General features: G+C 71.8%; 14 protein-coding genes. 5 read left to right on the forward strand and 9 right to left on the reverse strand.

Annotated features, from left to right (window positions below):
- Positions 1–183: 183 nt before the first annotated feature.
- The gene (locus FNQ90_RS01945) at positions 184–585 is read left to right on the forward strand and encodes a response regulator transcription factor (RefSeq protein WP_143617899.1); all 402 of its coding nucleotides are present in this window, start codon (positions 184–186) and stop codon (positions 583–585) included.
- Positions 586–704: 119 nt separating this feature from the next.
- Here FNQ90_RS01945 and FNQ90_RS01950 read toward each other — a convergent pair whose 3' ends face one another.
- The 4 genes from FNQ90_RS01950 to ctaC all read right to left on the reverse strand — a co-directional run bounded on the left by FNQ90_RS01950 (position 705) and on the right by ctaC (position 5,455).
- A complete protein-coding gene (locus tag FNQ90_RS01950; RefSeq protein ID WP_182604651.1) occupies positions 705–2,168 on the reverse strand; it encodes a L,D-transpeptidase in 1,464 nt (487 codons plus the stop codon).
- Positions 2,169–2,343: 175 nt separating this feature from the next.
- Positions 2,344–2,742 (reverse strand): cytochrome c oxidase subunit 4, encoded by a 399-nt coding sequence (locus FNQ90_RS01955; protein WP_143617901.1) that lies wholly within the window; start codon positions 2,740–2,742, stop codon positions 2,344–2,346.
- Entirely contained in the window at positions 2,739–4,397 is a 1,659-nt protein-coding gene (gene ctaD / locus FNQ90_RS01960) for an aa3-type cytochrome oxidase subunit I (protein WP_194432155.1), read from the reverse strand. The genes FNQ90_RS01955 and ctaD overlap by 4 nt, the downstream gene beginning before the upstream one ends.
- A 98-nt stretch (positions 4,398–4,495) precedes the next feature.
- Positions 4,496–5,455: an aa3-type cytochrome oxidase subunit II gene (gene ctaC, locus FNQ90_RS01965; RefSeq protein ID WP_143617906.1), complete on the reverse strand. Its 960-nt coding sequence runs from the start codon at positions 5,453–5,455 to the stop codon at positions 4,496–4,498.
- A gap of 267 nt (positions 5,456–5,722) precedes the next feature.
- Between ctaC and FNQ90_RS01970 the strand changes: the two genes are divergently transcribed.
- Positions 5,723–7,258 (forward strand): cysteine desulfurase/sulfurtransferase TusA family protein, encoded by a 1,536-nt coding sequence (locus tag FNQ90_RS01970; RefSeq protein WP_182604653.1) that lies wholly within the window; start codon positions 5,723–5,725, stop codon positions 7,256–7,258.
- Here FNQ90_RS01970 and FNQ90_RS01975 read toward each other — a convergent pair.
- Positions 7,248–8,228 (reverse strand): carbohydrate kinase family protein, encoded by a 981-nt coding sequence (locus FNQ90_RS01975; protein WP_182604654.1) that lies wholly within the window; start codon positions 8,226–8,228, stop codon positions 7,248–7,250. The two genes, FNQ90_RS01970 and FNQ90_RS01975, sit on opposite strands and share 11 nt — an antisense overlap.
- A gap of 270 nt (positions 8,229–8,498) precedes the next feature.
- Between FNQ90_RS01975 and FNQ90_RS01980 the strand changes: the two genes are divergently transcribed.
- Positions 8,499–10,226 (forward strand): hypothetical protein, encoded by a 1,728-nt coding sequence (locus FNQ90_RS01980; protein ID WP_182604655.1) that lies wholly within the window; start codon positions 8,499–8,501, stop codon positions 10,224–10,226.
- Positions 10,227–10,356: 130 nt separating this feature from the next.
- On the opposite strand, the gene erpA is transcribed toward FNQ90_RS01980, so the two are convergent.
- Entirely contained in the window at positions 10,357–10,710 is a 354-nt protein-coding gene (gene erpA / locus FNQ90_RS01985) for an iron-sulfur cluster insertion protein ErpA (RefSeq protein ID WP_182604661.1), read from the reverse strand.
- A 585-nt stretch (positions 10,711–11,295) separates the two neighbouring features.
- Here erpA and nadA point away from each other — a divergent pair.
- Positions 11,296–12,486, forward strand: coding sequence for a quinolinate synthase NadA (nadA, locus tag FNQ90_RS01990; protein ID WP_182604656.1), 1,191 nt, complete (start codon positions 11,296–11,298; stop codon positions 12,484–12,486).
- Positions 12,487–12,837: 351 nt separating this feature from the next.
- Here nadA and FNQ90_RS01995 read toward each other — a convergent pair whose 3' ends face one another.
- Positions 12,838–13,680 (reverse strand): NmrA family NAD(P)-binding protein, encoded by an 843-nt coding sequence (locus FNQ90_RS01995; RefSeq protein WP_182604657.1) that lies wholly within the window; start codon positions 13,678–13,680, stop codon positions 12,838–12,840.
- A gap of 469 nt (positions 13,681–14,149) precedes the next feature.
- Here FNQ90_RS01995 and FNQ90_RS02000 point away from each other — a divergent pair, with 469 nt between their 5' ends.
- Complete coding sequence (locus FNQ90_RS02000) at positions 14,150–14,977, forward strand: helix-turn-helix transcriptional regulator (protein ID WP_182604658.1); 828 nt, start codon at positions 14,150–14,152, stop codon at positions 14,975–14,977.
- A gap of 152 nt (positions 14,978–15,129) precedes the next feature.
- Here the strand turns inward: FNQ90_RS02000 and FNQ90_RS02005 are convergent, their stop codons facing one another.
- Entirely contained in the window at positions 15,130–15,285 is a 156-nt protein-coding gene (locus FNQ90_RS02005; protein WP_182604659.1) for a hypothetical protein, read from the reverse strand.
- Positions 15,286–15,292: 7 nt separating this feature from the next.
- Positions 15,293–15,889, reverse strand: a 597-nt coding sequence (locus FNQ90_RS02010) for a LuxR C-terminal-related transcriptional regulator (RefSeq protein ID WP_182604660.1), incomplete at its 5' end; no start/stop codon positions are given.

Raw genomic sequence — 15,889 nt, forward strand, 5'->3', positions numbered from 1 at the left:
CCCCCGGAGGGGGAACCCGGCCCGGCCGCCCCGGGTCGGCGGCGGTTCCCGGCGGCGAATTCGGGGAGACGTTCTGTGGGGGAAGTGCGGGGGAAGTCGGTGCGAGCCGACCCCGGCCCCTGCCCCCGCGGGCGGCGACGGAGTAACATCCGCGCCAACGGTCCCATCCATCGAGGAGGACGGATGCAGAGCACCGCGACGGTGCTGGTCTACAGCGACGACGCCAACACCCGCGAGCAGGTGCGGTTGGCGGCCGGTCGTCGACCGGCGGCCGACTCCCCGCGCCTGGAGTACCTGGAGTGCGCCACCCCGGCCGCCGTCCGGGAGGCCCTGGAACGGGGCGGAGTGGACGTGTGCGTGCTCGACGGCGAGGCCGTGCCGGCCGGCGGGATGGGCGTGTGCCGGCAGATGAAGGACGAGATCTTCGAGTGTCCTCCGGTGCTGCTGCTCATCGGTCGCCCCCAGGACGCCTGGCTGGCGACCTGGAGCCGGGCCGAGGCGACGGTGGCCCACCCGGTGGATCCGGCCGAGTTGGCCGCGGCGCTGGCCGCGCTGCTGCGCGAACGGCGCCCCGCGGCCGCCTGAGTCGACGGTGGCACGGCCGACGTCCCGGCCGTGCCACGGCACGGTGACCGGCCCGGTGCCCGATTCCCCCGTGGGGGCGGGCACCGGGCCGGTCGGGTGAGAGGGCACGGGCCGGGAACTCACAGGACGGGACGCAGGCGGGCCCGCTCGCTCCCGTCGTTCCGTCCCCCGCGCCCGGCGTCCTCGGCCTCCACCGCGCCGGGGGCCTGCGGGCCGGCATCGGTGACGGCCCCGCTTCCGGCGTCGGCCCCGGGCTCGGTGTCCCCGGGCGCCCCCGCGGGCACGAGGGCGCTGCCGCGACGCCACTCCTCCCAGTCCATGTTCCAGTCGCCGAAGCCGTTGCCGAAGTAGGGCATGTCCACGCCCTCGCCGCCCACGTGTTCGACGATGTCCCCCACCCGGACGTTCTCGAAGAACCAGCGGGCGTTCTCCGTGTTCAGGCCGGTGCACCCGTGGCTGACGTTGTCCCGCCCGTGGTACCCCACGGACCAGGGGGCGCCGTGCACGTACTCACCGCTCCAGGTGAGGCGGGCGGCCCAGTACACGTCCAGGTCGTAGTACTCCGAACTGGTGGGTGAGATGCCGATCGAACTGCCGCGCATCCGCACATGGCTCTCCCGGCCGAGGATCACCTTCTTGCCGTTGCGGGTGCGGAACCCCTCCTTGCCGGTGGTCATCGGCATCGTGCGAATGACCTCGCCGTTGCGGCGCACGGTCAGGGTGAGGGAGGAGATGTCCCCCAGTGCCTCGACCCGGTCGCCGGTGCGCCAGCGCAGTTCCTCCACCGGGCCGCCGCGCAGCCCCTCCCCCAGCGGCACGCCCGCCAGGTCGGCGGAGACCGTTATCTCGGCGTTGGCGGGCCAGTACTCGCGGGGACGGTAGTGCAGCAGGTCGTCCTCCACCCAGTGCCAGGAGCCCTCGCCGGCGGCCGGTCGGGATTCCACCCGCAGGGCCCGCTCCACCGCGGCGCGTCGGTCGCGGTCGGCGATCCCCTCGCTCAACTTGGCGGTGATCGGCTGTCCGACCCCGTAGGTGCCGGGGGAGGGACCGAGGGTGACCTCCAGCAGTTCGGTGTCCAGGTCGGCCAGATCGCGGGTGCGGAAGGTGTGTTCGCGGCGCCCGGGGGTCCCGTCGGCGGCCTCGGTGGCGACGCGCAGGGTGTAGCGGCTACCGGCGACCAGCGGGGCGGTGCTGCGCCACCGGTCGCCGCCGGCGGAGAGTCGGCCCGGCACCGGCCGGCCGAGTTCGTCCTCCAGCACGACGTCGGTGATGCGGGGGCCGGTGTCGCTCCCGGCCCCGGCGTTCGCGTCGGGCAGGGAGACGGTGACGGTCTCGGAGGGATCGATCGGGCCGCCCCCACGGGCCGCGGCCGGACCGATGGTGGGCTCCGGGCCGGCGTCCGCCGTGAGGACGTTCAGGGCCGACCCACCGGCCCCGACCGGTCCCCCGTCGGCGGGAGAGCCGGTACAGGCGGCCAGGGCGCAGGCGAGGAGGGGGGCGAGTATCAGGGCGCGGCGGCGTGCCCGGCGGGGGGCCGGCGCCCGGCGGGGCGCGCCCGGGAAGGAAACCTTGCCATGACTCATGGTCGTAAAATACGAATTTTCACCCGGTGTGGCTCCCCGGAAGGGTGCGAACGGGTGGTTTCCCGCCCTCCACCGCGTGTCCGGCTCCGACACGCCGAACGCCCCCCGGACCCGTGGGTCCGGGGGGCGTTCGGTCGTCGAGCCGGCGGGCGGGAGCCCACCGGGTGACGGGGGCTCACTGCGTGCGGTTCTCGCCCCGGTAGTACTCGAAGACCCACAGCCACAGGCCGACCAGCAGCAGAGGGGCGGTGAAGTAGGCCACCCACCAACCGAAGACCGGACCGAGGAAGGCGAAGGCCGCGCCGGCCCCCAGGGCCAGCGGCGCCCAGCTGTGCGGGCTGAAGAAGCCCAGCTCACCGGCGTCGTCGGCGACGTCCGCCTCCTTGTTGTCCTGGGCCCCGGTGTCCACCCGGCGGGCGGTGAAGATCAGGTAGAACCCGATCATCAGGGCGAGGCCGAAGGACAGGAAGAGCGCCGTGGTGCCGACCGGCTCGCGCGCCCACAGACCGTAGACGATCGCGACCACCAGCATGAACGCCGCCAGCCAGGCGAACATGTACCCCTGGAACTTCACTTGCCGGCCTCCTTGCCGTCGGCCCGGTCGGCCGCCGCGTCATCCACGCCCGGCGCGGGGCGCTCCGGGTCACGGATCTCCAACTGGTCGAGGGCCGCGATCTCCGGGTGGTGCAGGTCGAACGCCGGGGACTCGGAGCGGACCCGCGGCAGGGTGACGAAGTTGTGCCGGGGCGGCGGGCAGGAGGTCGCCCACTCCAGGGACCGGCCGTAACCCCACGGGTCGTCCACGGTGATCTTCTCGCCGTACTTCCAGGTCTTCCACACGTTGTAGAAGAACGGCAGCAGCGACATGCCCAGCAGGAAGGACCCGATGGTGGAGATCGTGTTGAGCGTGGTGAAGCCGTCGTTGGCCAGGTAGTCGGCGTACCGGCGGGGCATGCCCTCGGCGCCCAGCCAGTGCTGGACCAGGAAGGTCGCGTGGAAGCCGATGAACAGGGTCCAGAAGGTGATCTTGCCCAGTCGCTCGTCGAGCATCTTGCCGGTGAACTTCGGCCACCAGAAGTGGAAGCCGGCGAACATCGCGAACACCACCGTGCCGAAGACCACGTAGTGGAAGTGGGCGACGACGAAGTAGGAGTCCGAGACGTGGAAGTCCAGCGGCGGCGAGGCCAGGATGACGCCGGTCAGACCACCGAAGAGGAAGGTGATCATGAAGCCCACGGTCCACAGCATCGGCGTCTCGAAACTGAGAGAGCCGCGCCACATCGTGCCGATCCAGTTGAAGAACTTCACCCCGGTCGGGACCGCGATGAGGAACGTCATGAAGGAGAAGAACGGCAGCAACACCGCGCCGGTCACGTACATGTGGTGCGCCCACACCGTCACCGACAGACCGGCGATGGCGATGGTCGCCGCCACCAGGCCGACGTAACCGAAGATCGGCTTGCGGCTGAAGACCGGGATGATCTCACTGGCGATGCCGAAGAACGGCAGCGCGATGATGTACACCTCGGGATGGCCGAAGAACCAGAACAGGTGCTGCCACAGGATCGGACCGCCGTTGGCGGCGTCGAAGATGTGTGATCCGAAGACCCGATCGGAGGCCAGGGCGAACAGCGCGGCGGCCAGCACCGGGAAGGCCAGCAGCACCAGCACGCTGGTGAGCAGGACGTTCCAGGTGAAGATCGGCATCCGGAACATCGTCATGCCGGGCATGCGCATGCAGATGATCGTGGTGATGAAGTTGACCGCGCCCAGGATGGTGCCGAAACCACCGAGGGCCAGGCCCATCACCCACATGTCGGCGCCCACGCCCGGCGACCGGACCGCGTCGGAGAGCGGCGAGTAGGCGAACCAACCGAAGTTCGCGGCGCCCTGCGGGGTGAGGAAGGCCCCCATCACGATCAGACCGCCGAACAGGTACAGCCAATAGGCCAACATGTTCAGCCGCGGGAACGCCACGTCGGGCGCGCCGATCTGGAGCGGCATGATCCAGTTCGCGAAGCCCGCGAAGAGCGGGGTCGCGAAGAGCAGCAGCATCACCGTGCCGTGCATGGTGAACAGCTGGTTGAACTGCTCGTTGGAGACGATCTGGTTACCCGGACGGGCGAGTTCGGCGCGCATGATGAGCGCCATGACGCCGCCGATGACAAAGAAGATGAACGACGTGATCAGGTACATCGACCCGATCACCTTGTGGTCGGTGGTGGTCATCCACTTGACCACGATGTTCCCCGGCTCTCCGGGGGCTTTACGGCGCGCGGGCGGCTCCGGCGCCGAGGCGCCCGCCTCCCGGGTCTTGTCGAGGATGCTCACGGCTGGTTCGTCTCCGCGTTCTTGGCGGCGTCGGTCTGCGCGATGCCCGCCGGGATGTAACCCGTCTGTCCCCTGTCCGCCAGGTCCTGAAGGTGCTCCTGGTACTCCTCGGGGGAGACGACCCTGACGTTGAAGAGCATGCGGGCGTGGTCGACGCCGCAGAGCTCGGCGCACTTGCCCAGGAAGGTGCCCTGCTTGTTGGGGGTCACCTCGAAGCGGTTGGTGTGGCCCGGGATGACGTCGACCTTCATCAGGAAGGGCACCACCCAGAAGGAGTGGATGACGTCCCGCGAGGTGAGGATGAACTGGACGCTCTCACCCTCCGGCAGCACCAGGGTCGGGCCCGGGTTGCCGGTCACCGGGTCGACGTCGGCGGGGGTGCCGATGTCGTACACGCCGTCGGCGTTCTCCGGGACCGCCTCCATCATGCGATCGGGGATGGCGTCCAGTTCGGGAGCCGTGCGGGCGTCGTTGTCGGACGCCCCGACGGGCTCGAGATAGTTGAAGCCCCAGCTCCACTGAAAACCGACGACGTTGATCACGTGGTCGGGCTGCTCCGATGTCTTGAGCAGTTCCGTCTGGTCCCGGGCGGTGAAGTAGAAGAGCACCGAGACGATGATCAGGGGAACGAGGGTGTACAGGGCCTCGATGGGGAGGTTGTACCGGGTCTGTGGAGGAACCTCGACTTTGGTCCGGGAACGCCTGTGGAACCAGACGCTCCACAGGATCAGACCCCAGACGATCACCCCGGTGACGAGCGCAGCGGCCCACGAGCCCTGCCAGAGGGACAGGATCCGCGGTGCCTCCTCCGTCGCCGGGCTGGGCATACCGAGGCGGGGGAAGTCCTCGTATGTGCAACCTGTCGCGGTCGCCAGGACCAAGCCCGCGATCAGCGCCTGCGGCAGAATCCGCCGCATCGGGCGCCGCGACGAGCGGTCGGAGCCGTTGGGACTCACGTAGCGCCTTCCCGAGAGTCTCGCCCGCGTCCGGCCGCTTCCGTCGCTCGGGGCGGGGGATCGGCCCCGGCGCGGGCAGGGGTGTGGATGTTTATGCGGACCAAACCCTACTCGACGCCCCCCGGAGCCGTGCGGGGAGGGTCCCCAACACGTCGCGGCGTTTCCCTCCCGGCCGTCCCCACCCCCGCGACCTGCGGGGACGCTTCTCCCGCCGACCGGGTGAACGACCGGGCGGAGCCCCGGCGTGGCGCGGGTTAGCGTGGCGGGGTGCCGTACTCCGCGTACTTCGATGTCGCCTCCACCGTCCCTCCGCATCCCGTCGCCCGACAGGCCCTGCTGGCCGCGCTGGAGGAGGGGTGGGCCGACCCCACCCGCCTGCACCGCGAGGGGCGGCGGGCCCGCCTGCTGCTGGACACCGCCAGGGAGGCCGCCGCGGAACTGATCGGCTGCCGGCCCGACGAACTGTCCTTCACCTCCTCCGGCAGTCGGGCCCTGCACACCGGGATCGCCGGCGCGCTGGCCGGGCGACGGCGGGTGGGGCGTCGCCTGGTGATCTCGGCGGTGGAGCACTCGGCGGTGCTGCGGGCCGCCGAGGCACACGAGGCCGAGGGGGGCACGGTGGTGCGGATGGCCCCGGAGCGCACCGGCCGGATCGAACCGGGAACCGTCACCGACGCGTTGACCGGGGACACCGCCCTGGTGTGCCTGCAGAGCGCCAACCACGAGGTGGGCACCGAGCAACCGGTGATCGAGGCGGCCGAAACCTGTCGCGCCGCCGGGGTACCGCTCCTGGTGGACGCCGCGCAGTCGCTGGGCCGGGGGACCGTGCCGGGCGCGTGGTCGCTGTTGGCGGCGAGCGCCCACAAGTGGGGAGGACCGGCGGGGGTGGGAATGCTGGTGGTCCGCAAGGGCACCCGTTTCGTCGCCCCCCTCCCCCGCGACGAGCGCGAGGCCGGACGGGCACCGGGTTTCCCGGCGGTACCCCAGGTGGTGGCCGCGGTGGCCGCGCTGCGCGCGGTGCGGGAGGAGGCGGTGGAGGCCGACGGCCGACTGCGCGGGCTGGTGGACCGGATCCGGGAGCGGGTCCCGGAGCTGGTCCCCGACACCGAGGTGGTCGGCGACCCGGTGCGCCGCCTGCCGCACCTGGTGACCTTCTCCTGCCTTTACGTGGACGGCGAGGCGCTGGTGCACGCACTGGACCGGGAGGGCTTCGCGATCTCCTCGGGCTCCTCCTGCACCTCCGACACCCTGGAGCCGAGCCACGTGCTGCGCGCGATGGGGGTGCTCTCCTCGGGAAACGTGCGGGTCTCCCTGCCCACCGGGACCACCGGGGAGGAGGTGGACCGCTTTCTCGACGTACTGCCCCGGGTGGTCGCCGGGATCCGGGAGCGGTACGGCGCCCCACCGCGGACGGGCGGGGCGCAGGACGCCCGGGCGGGGGAGGCGCGCCCGGACGGCGGGACGGAGGTGACCGTGGACGCCCTGGGCCTGGTCTGCCCCCGTCCGGTGATCGAACTGGCGCGGGCCATGGCACGGGTGCGTCCCGGGGGCGTGGTCACCGTGCTGGCCGACGACGGGGTGGCCGAATTGGACATTCGTGCCTGGTGTCACCTGCGGGAACAGGAGTTCCTGGACGAGAAGCCGTTGGGCGGGGACCCCGCCGGGGCGGCCCGGGCCTACCGGGTGCGCCGCACCGAGCGGCCGATCCCGGCGGACGACCCGGCGGCCCGGCGGGTGCCGGGGACCCCGCCGGCCGGGGGCCCCGGATCGGCGGGGCCCCACGGGGACGGTCTCAGACCGTGACGATCCAGTCGCGCACCTCGTCGGCCGCGTCGGAGCCGTAGGCCTTCGCGAAGCGCTCGATGAACGACTCCCGACGCAGCTCGTACTCCTGGGTGCCCACCGTCTCGATGACCAGGGTGGCGAGCATGCAACCGAGCTGGGCGGCGCGCTCGATGCCACCGCCGCGGGCCAGCGCGGAGAGGAAACCGGCCCGGAAGGCGTCACCGACGCCGGTGGGGTCGGCCTTCCGCTCCTCCTCCGGGCAGCCCACCCGCAGCTCGGGCTCACCGGCGCGCTCGATCAGCACCCCGCGGGCGCCCAGGGTGGTCACCCGGGTGCCGACGCGCTCGAGCACCGCCGCGGCGTCCCAACCCGTCTTGTTCTCGATCAGCGCCTTCTCGTACTCGTTGCTGAAGAGGTAGGCGGCGCCGTCGGTGAGGTCACGGATCTCCGGGCCCTCCATCCGGGCGAGCTGCTGGGAGAAGTCGGCGGCGAAGGGGATGTTCCGGGTACGGCACTCCTCGGTGTGCCGCATCATCGCCTCCGGGTCGTCGGCGCCGATGTGGACCAGGTCCAGCCCGCCCACCCGGTCGGCGACGGTCTGCAGCTCGATCAGCCGGGCCTCGCTCATCGCACCGGTGTAGAAGGAACCGATCTGGTTGTGGGCGGCATCGGTGGTGCAGATGAACCGGGCGGTGTGCAGTATCTCGGAGACGTGCACCGATTCGGTGTCCACGCCGTGCCGGTCGAGCCAGGCCCGGTATTCGGCGAAATCCGGACCGACCGCCCCCACCAGGATCGGTGAGACGCCCAGCTGCCCCATCCCGAAGGAGATGTTGGCCGCCACCCCTCCGCGACGCACCTGTAGCCCGTCGACCAGGAAGGACAGCGAGACGGTGTGCAGTTGCTCCCCGACCAACTGGTCCGCGAAGCGGCCGGGGAAGGTCATCAGGTGGTCGGTTGCGATCGAACCGCAGACGGCGATGCGCACGGGGGCACTCCCGGGGAGAGTAAGGGTGGGGAAACAGCGGGAACAGCGGAGAGTACGGCGGGGTACGACCCCGCGGTGTTGCGGGACGGAACCTCAACAGGCTACCGGGGCATGGACCGGCGTCGAACGGAAACCCGAGGGGGACGCCGGGGCCACCCGGCGCCCCGGGTGGCGGCCGGGGACGGGAACCCCCGTCGCGGTCGCCCCGTCCAACAGGCGCTGGGGCGGAACGGAGTCGGTTCCCGCCCCCCGGAGCGAGGAGTGAGGACCGTGACGGAGAAGGAGAACACCGCGTCGGCCGGCGACGGGCCGCGCCGGCGCCACTGGCCGGCCGTCACGGCGGTGACGGCCGCGGTGGCCCTGGTGGCGGGTGCCGTGTGGGCCGGTTCGGGCGCGCTCGACGACGGGGGAACGGCGACCACGCCCCCGCTGGTCCTGAACGGTCCGTTGGTGCGGGGGGCGGCGGACGCGGGGTCCGCGGAGCACGCCGCGGCCCCCGGCCGGGACGGGGTGCCGGGCGCCGGCTACGTCGCCGACGGCGAACTGCCGGAGGGACCCGCCCACGGGCGGGTGCACCGATTCGAGGGTGAGGTCCCCCGGGAGCGGGTGGTCGAACTGGCCGATCTGCTGGGAGTCGGGGGCGACCCGGTGGACCGGGGCGACCACTGGACGGTGGGCGGTGGTGAGCCCGGTGACCCGACGCTGATGGTGGAGCGGGCGGCGCCCGGTACCTGGACCTTCCACACCCACGGTTTCCCCGAGGAGCCGGTACCGCTGCCCGAGGAGGTGGATCTGGTGATTCCCTCCCCGGTGGACCCGGACACGCCGGTGGACGACGGCGGGGCCGCTCCCGATACCGACGAACGGGACGAGCGTTGGGACGAGGACGGCTTCGGCCTCGGCTCCGCCCCGCGCACCCCGGTCGAGCCGGTGGACGAGAAGGAGGCGCTGGCCGCCGCCCGTCCCGTGCTGGAGGCACTGGGCCTGGGCGGGGTGGAAGCGGACGCGGGGACCGCCTTCGGTGAGAACCGCACCGTGCGGGTCTCCCCGACCATCGACGACCTGCGGGTGCTCAACTGGGACACGCTGGTGGAGATCGGTCCCGGGGGCGCCCCGGTGGCCGGGTCCGGCACCCTCCTGGAGGCCGAACCGGCCGAGGAGTACCCGCTGGTGGACGCGGAGGGGACACTCGACCTGCTCAACGAGACGGTCGGCGGGGAGACCGCCCCGCCGGCGGGCCACGTCCCCGAGGGCCGGTCCGGTGCCGGGGAACCGGTGACCGGGACCGAGCCGGTGGAGCCGGGCGCTCCCGGTGAGATCCCGCCGTCGGACGACGGCGACGGGCACGACGGGCACGACGGGCACACCGACGAGACCCTGCTGGTGGTGGACGCCGAACCGGTCCTGGCTCCCTACCTGACCGGGGACGGACCGATGCTGGTGCCCTCCTGGCTGTTCACGGTGGAGTCCCCCGCGGGTTCCGGTCTCGGTTTCCCGGTCTCGCACCCGGCGGTGCACCCGGACCACATCGACGACACCGGCCCCGGGCCGGGCGCCGGGGAGGCTGCGGTGCCGCCGATCGGGGGGCCGGCCGGCGGCACCGACGAGGGAGAGGACGGGGCGCCCGGGAAGCACCCGGACCCCGGGCCCCGGGACCCGGATCCGGAGACCGGCCTCTACCCGCCGGGCGACATCGGGACCGCGGACGGGGACCACGATCCGCGCGACCCCATGGCCGATGCCCCGTACGTCTCCCCCGATCCGGAGGATCCGCGCGCGTTGGTCTACCGGCACTGGTGGGGTGTCTGTGGGGAGTACCGGATCGTCGCCGATGAGACGGCCCGGAGCGTGACCCTGCGGGTGGAGGCGGCGCCGACGGATCCGGAGACCGTCTGCATCATGATCGCCGTCCGGGTGGCCGACCGGGTCCCGCTGGAGGAGCCCTTGGGCGACCGCACGGTGTACGACGGCGAGGGCCGGGAGCTGCCCCGGGCGTGATCCCCGGCCCGCGGAAGCCGGACCACCGCGAACGGCGTCGGCCCGTCCCCCGAGCGGGGGACGGGCCGACGCCGTTCGCGGTGGCCGTCGGGCGCAGTGCCCGGCACGAGCCGGGCGGGGCCTCGGACGGTCAGCTGAAGGAGTCGCCGCAGGCGCAGGAGCCGGTGGCGTTGGGGTTGTCGATCGTGAAGCCCTGCTTCTCGATGGTGTCGACGAAGTCGATGGAGGCGCCGTGCAGGTAGGGGGCGCTCATCCGGTCGGTGACGACCTTGACCCCGTCGAAGTCCTTGACCACGTCCCCGTCGAGCGAGCGCTCGTCGAAGAAGAGCTGGTAGCGCAGGCCGGAGCAACCCCCCGGCTGCACGGCGACGCGCAGCGACAGGTCCTCGCGGCCCTCCTGCTCCAGCAGGCTCTTGACCTTGGCCGCGGCAGCGTCGGACAGGATGATGCCGTCGCTCACAACGGTCTTGTCCTCAACGGACATGTGTTCCACTCCCGGGTCGTTGGACTGCTCTGCCGTCTGCGCGAACAGTCTGCCGACCGATTTCATTCCGCGGCCGGCGTTCTTCGCTTCTCGTGGGCTTCCGGTTCGGCTCTCCGGCGGTTCCCATCCGGTCCGGATGGGCGGCCGGGTCCCGGCGGTGGGACCGACGGTTCCGGGCCGGTGGGGTGCTGCGGGGCGGGCCCGCTCTCCCATGCTCGCACACCCGCGGGCGGTCGGTCCCGTACCCGCGGCGGGTACCCGGCACCGGCCGGGCGGTATGCGTCACAGTGACGCGATCAACAGACGATCGACATCGTCACAGCGACGAAAAGCGGTTATCATCGTTACCGTCAATAAGACGAAAAGAGTCGTCGGGCCGCTCCCGAGAGCGGGCCGCGTCGGAGCCGCACCCGCCGGACCCCGCCATCGGGCACCGGGCCGGAACGGGACGACCCCGCATGTCCGCACGACGCACCACCCCGTGTCGTCCCCCGGCACCCCGCGCTCACCCGCGCGGAAGGCGCCCCGGAACGCCGCGGACCACCCGCCGAAACCCGCAGAGCTCCCGCAGAAAGGGTGCGTGTCGTGACCACCGCCCAGACCCCGGACGTCCAGCCGACCCCGCTCGCCCTGCTCCTGCTGGGGCGGGGGGCCGACCCGGCCAGCGAGCGCGGGGTCGACTGCCCCGGCGAACTGCCCTCCCCCTCCGACCCCGATCTGGTCGAGCGCGCCCGGGCCGCCAAGGAGCGCCTCGGGGAGAAGGTCTTCGTTCTCGGCCACCACTACCAGCGCGACGAGGTGATCGGCTTCGCCGACGTCACCGGCGACTCCTTCAAGCTCGCACGTGACGCCGCCGCCCGCCCGCAGGCGGAGTACATCGTCTTCTGCGGCGTGCACTTCATGGCCGAGTCGGCGGACATCCTCACCTCCGACGCACAGCAGGTGATCCTCCCGGACCTCGCGGCGGGCTGCTCGATGGCCGACATGGCCACCGCCGAGCAGGTGGAGGAGTGCTGGGACACCCTGGCCGCCGCCGGCGTGGCCGGGGACACCGTCCCGGTCTCCTACATGAACTCCTCCGCCGACATCAAGGCCTTCACCGGGCGACACGGTGGCACCATCTGCACCTCCTCCAACGCCCGGCGCGCACTGGAATGGGCCTTCGACTCCTCCGGCGGCGGTGCGCGGCGGGTGCTCTTCCTGCCCGACCAGCACCTGGGCCGCAACACCGCGATCCGCGACCTGGGAATGGCCCCGGAGGACTGCGTGGTCTACAACCCGCACCGGCCGGGCGGCGGGCTCACACCCGAACAGCTGCGCGATGCCCGGATGATCCTGTGGCGGGGCCACTGCTCCGTGCACGGCCGTTTCTCCCTCGACTCCGTGCGCGAGGTCCGGGAGCGGATCCCCGGGGTCAACGTGCTGGTGCACCCCGAGTGCCGGCACGAGGTCGTGGCCGCCGCGGACCGGGTGGGCTCCACCGAGTACATCATCCGCGCCCTGGAGGAGGCCCCGCCCGGCTCGAAGTGGGCGGTGGGCACCGAACTGAACCTGGTGCGGCGGCTGGCCGACCGGCACGCCCCGGAGGGCAAGGAGGTCGTCTTCCTCGACCGCACGGTGTGCTTCTGCTCCACCATGAACCGCATCGACCTGCCCCACCTGGTGCGCAGTCTGGAGTCGTTGGCCGAGGGTCGGGTGGTCAACCGGATCACCGTGGACGAGGAGACCGCGCACTGGGCACGGGTGGCGCTGGAGCGGATGCTGGCCCTGCCCTGAGCGGGGTCCCCCGCCCGAACGGGGACCCACCGCCCGGGGCCCGTGGCCCCCTCCGACGCCCGTTCATCCGCCGGGCCCGCCGGCGTTCCGCCCCGGATGTCCAGGGGCGGGACGCCGGCGGGGCCGTTCGTCACGGGGCACAGGTGAGAACGCGACCGGGCCCGGGAGCGTCGGGCCGAGGGGCCGCGGCCGGGCGGGGCCGGCGGATCCCGTTCCGGGGAACACCGGGCCCGGACACCGTTCCACCCGGGAAAATCTTCCGCCGGCTCCGCCGAGAACACATCGAGTCCATCATCGCGCCCGTCGTCACCGGCCCCCGTCGTCACCGGGAGTGGGGTTGGAAAAGGCTCATCACTGCGTCCACTCGTACGCGTGATCGGAGACGAATTCGGCAAAGGTGCGCGGCGGGCGGCCGGTCAGTTCGAGCACCGCGGTGCCGACCCGGTCTTCGCGTCCCTCCTTGATTCCGCGCTCGACGGCGGCAAGGGCGTCGGCGAACTCCCTCGGCATTCCGGAGGCACGGTAGGCGGCAGCCTGTTCCTTCTCCGTAATACGCTTCACCCGAACCTGTCTGCCGGTCCGCTCGGTGATGATTCGCGCGGCCTGTGGATAGCTCATCCCGCGCGGCCCGGTGATCAGGTGGTCGCTTCGAGCGTCCGCCCCCGGGTCGACCAACAGTGCGGCGGCAACGGCCGCGATGTCCCGCGCGTCGACCCACCCCAGCCTGCCGTCACCGGCCGCGGTGCGGATCTCGCCGTGTCGATGGATGTGCTCGGCCAGTGGGTGCGGGCGCAGGAAGTTCTGCATGAAGCCGGACGCGCGGAGTACGACACCTCCGGGCTGAGCCCGAACCCGAGCGGCCATCTCCACAGCGCTGGGTGCGTTCGGCAGCACGATGGCGGAGCCGAGCATCACGAGGCGCCGGATACCGGCCCGCCGCGCTTGGCGCAGGAATGGCTCGACCAGCGGCAGCGGGTCCACACTCTCCACCGGGGGAAGCAGGAAGACCCGGTCCGTCCCGTCGAGTGCGGGTCCATATGTGGTCGGGTCGTTCCAGTCGAAGCGGATCGCGTCGGGATCGGCTGCGGCCGGGGTCCGGCCGGCGACCCGTGTCCGCACGCCGGCGTTGCGGAGCAGCTGCACCAGCGTCTTACCGGTCCTGCCGGTCCCTCCGGTCACGAGCACTCCGGTCATCAGGTGTTCTTCCTTTCAGGCGAGTCGATCGGTTCGGCGAGCCCCCGGCTGCGGCCGCCGCCGACAAAGGACTCCGGTGATCCCGATACATGGCGATCAGCCCGTCGCGGACCGTGGGAATCACGATGCGGTCCGGATGGCAGGGCCGGGAAGCGGCCAGGGACGGTGAGCGAGGTGGGCACACATCTCCTCACGTCCGCGGGGCACACGAGGGGAGTTCCCGGCGGCGAAAGGGAATTCCGCAATTCCGTCGCGCGCCCGGGTTCGCCACGGCGTTCATGTCCTTGGCCGGCATCGGGTCGATCATGCGGCGAAAAATTTCCTCGGGCGTACCGGACACCACTTCTCCTCGTGGTCAACAAACCGACCGGACCACCATGCACAGCGAATTTGTGGGTGCGGAACGGACAGCTGAGCCCCGGACCAGCGGTGCGAGGCTTGGCCGTCCCTTCCGTGGCAGGATGGAGGAGTGAGCAGCCAAGGACTCGCAGACTTTCTCCGCCGCCGTCGTGAGGGCCTGCGACCGGAGGATGTGCCGGCCGAAGGGGCGCTTCCACCGAGTCGGCGCGCCCGTCGCACACCCGGACTGCGCCGCGAGGAGGTGGCCGCCCTGGCACAGGTGTCGGTGAGCTACTACGAACGACTGGAACGGGCACGGGCACCCCGGCCCTCCCCACAGGTGCTGTCCGCGCTGGCGAAGGCTCTTCGACTCACCGAAGCGGAGCGTGACCATCTGGCCCGCCTGGCCGGACAGGTGCTGCCGGCGGAGAACGACGGCGCGCCGGAGTGCGTACCCGAGGATGCCCGGCAGCTACTCGGCAGACTTGACGGCATCCCCGCCTACCTCGTCAACGACCGGCAGGACATCGTCGCCTGGAACGCCGCAGCCGCAGCTCTGATCACGGACTTCTCCCGTCTCACACCCGACGAGCGCAACCTCACGCGCATCTCGATGAGATTCCGTGACACCCTCTGCACCGGCGCGCCCGGTTCGGAGTCCGACTTCTCTCGGCAGGTGGCCGCCGAATTGCGTGCGGCCGGTGTTCGTCACCCCACGGATAACGTGCTCGCAGAGCTGATCAACGAGTTCGCCACCCGCGATCCGGATTTCGCGAGCAGCTGGCGTGATCACGCTGTGCACCCGGTGCCCGGCGTGCGAAAAAACCTGCGTCACCCCACACTGGGCGAACTGGAAATCGACCGACACATCCTCGGCCTGCCCGGCTCGGGTTTCTCCTTGGTGATGTACACCGCAGAAGCCGGCAGCCCCACCAGCGCCGCGCTGAAGACCCTTTGACCGCCGCCACCGCGGAAGCCACCGCGTTCGCCGGGTTCGGACCGCGCGGGTGGAGTCGGAGGCGATCGCGTCCGGCTGGACTCGCCCACACGGGTGCCCCTACAAGCTCACCACCGTTTGCGGCCGGTGACAGCGTTCTCACCGGCATCCCGTCACCCGGCGGGCGCGGTCGGGCCGCCCCGGGCGTCGAAGGTGTCGCCCCCTCCCTCCGGGGCGGGCTTCCCCCGCCCGCACCCCTCGGCGAGCAACAGCAACCCGAGCAGCGAGCCGATCAGCAGCACGATGATCATCCGGGAACGCGTGTTCATCACCCGATCATGCCGGCGCGTCCCCGGTCGTGACGGTCCGTCCGGCTCTCCCGCCGCCGGCCCGCACCAGCCCCGACTCATAGGCGGCGATGACCAGTTGAGCCCGATCCCGGGCATCCAGCTTGGTGAGCAGACGGTTGATGTGCGTCTTGACGGTGAGCGGGCTGACCGAAAGACGCTCCGCGATCCCGTCGTTGGACAACCCGGCCGCCACCTCCGCCAGGACTTCGCGCTCCCGAGCCGTCAGGACCTCCAGTCCCACCGGTTCGCGGGGCACCGCCGAGCGGTCCTCCTCCTGTTCCAGGAACCGACGGATCAGGCTGCCGGTGGCCGCCGGGGAGAGCGGCGACTCGCCGGCCGCCGCCCGTCGGATCGCGGTGATCAACTCCTCGGGCTCCGCTCCCTTGCCGAGGAACCCCGAGGCCCCCGCCCGCAGCGCGGCCACCACGTGGTCGTCCTGCTCGAAGGTGGTGAGCACGACGACCCGCACTCCCGCCGTGGCCGGGTCGGCGAGGATCGCACGGGTGGCCTCCAGGCCGTCGGTGCCGGGCATCCGGATGTCCATCAGCACGACGTCCACCCCCGGATCCACCCCGGGATCCGG

The sequence above is a fragment of the Streptomyces alkaliphilus genome (genome assembly GCF_014141535.1).
GTDB lineage: Bacteria > Actinomycetota > Actinomycetes > Streptomycetales > Streptomycetaceae > Streptomyces > Streptomyces alkaliphilus.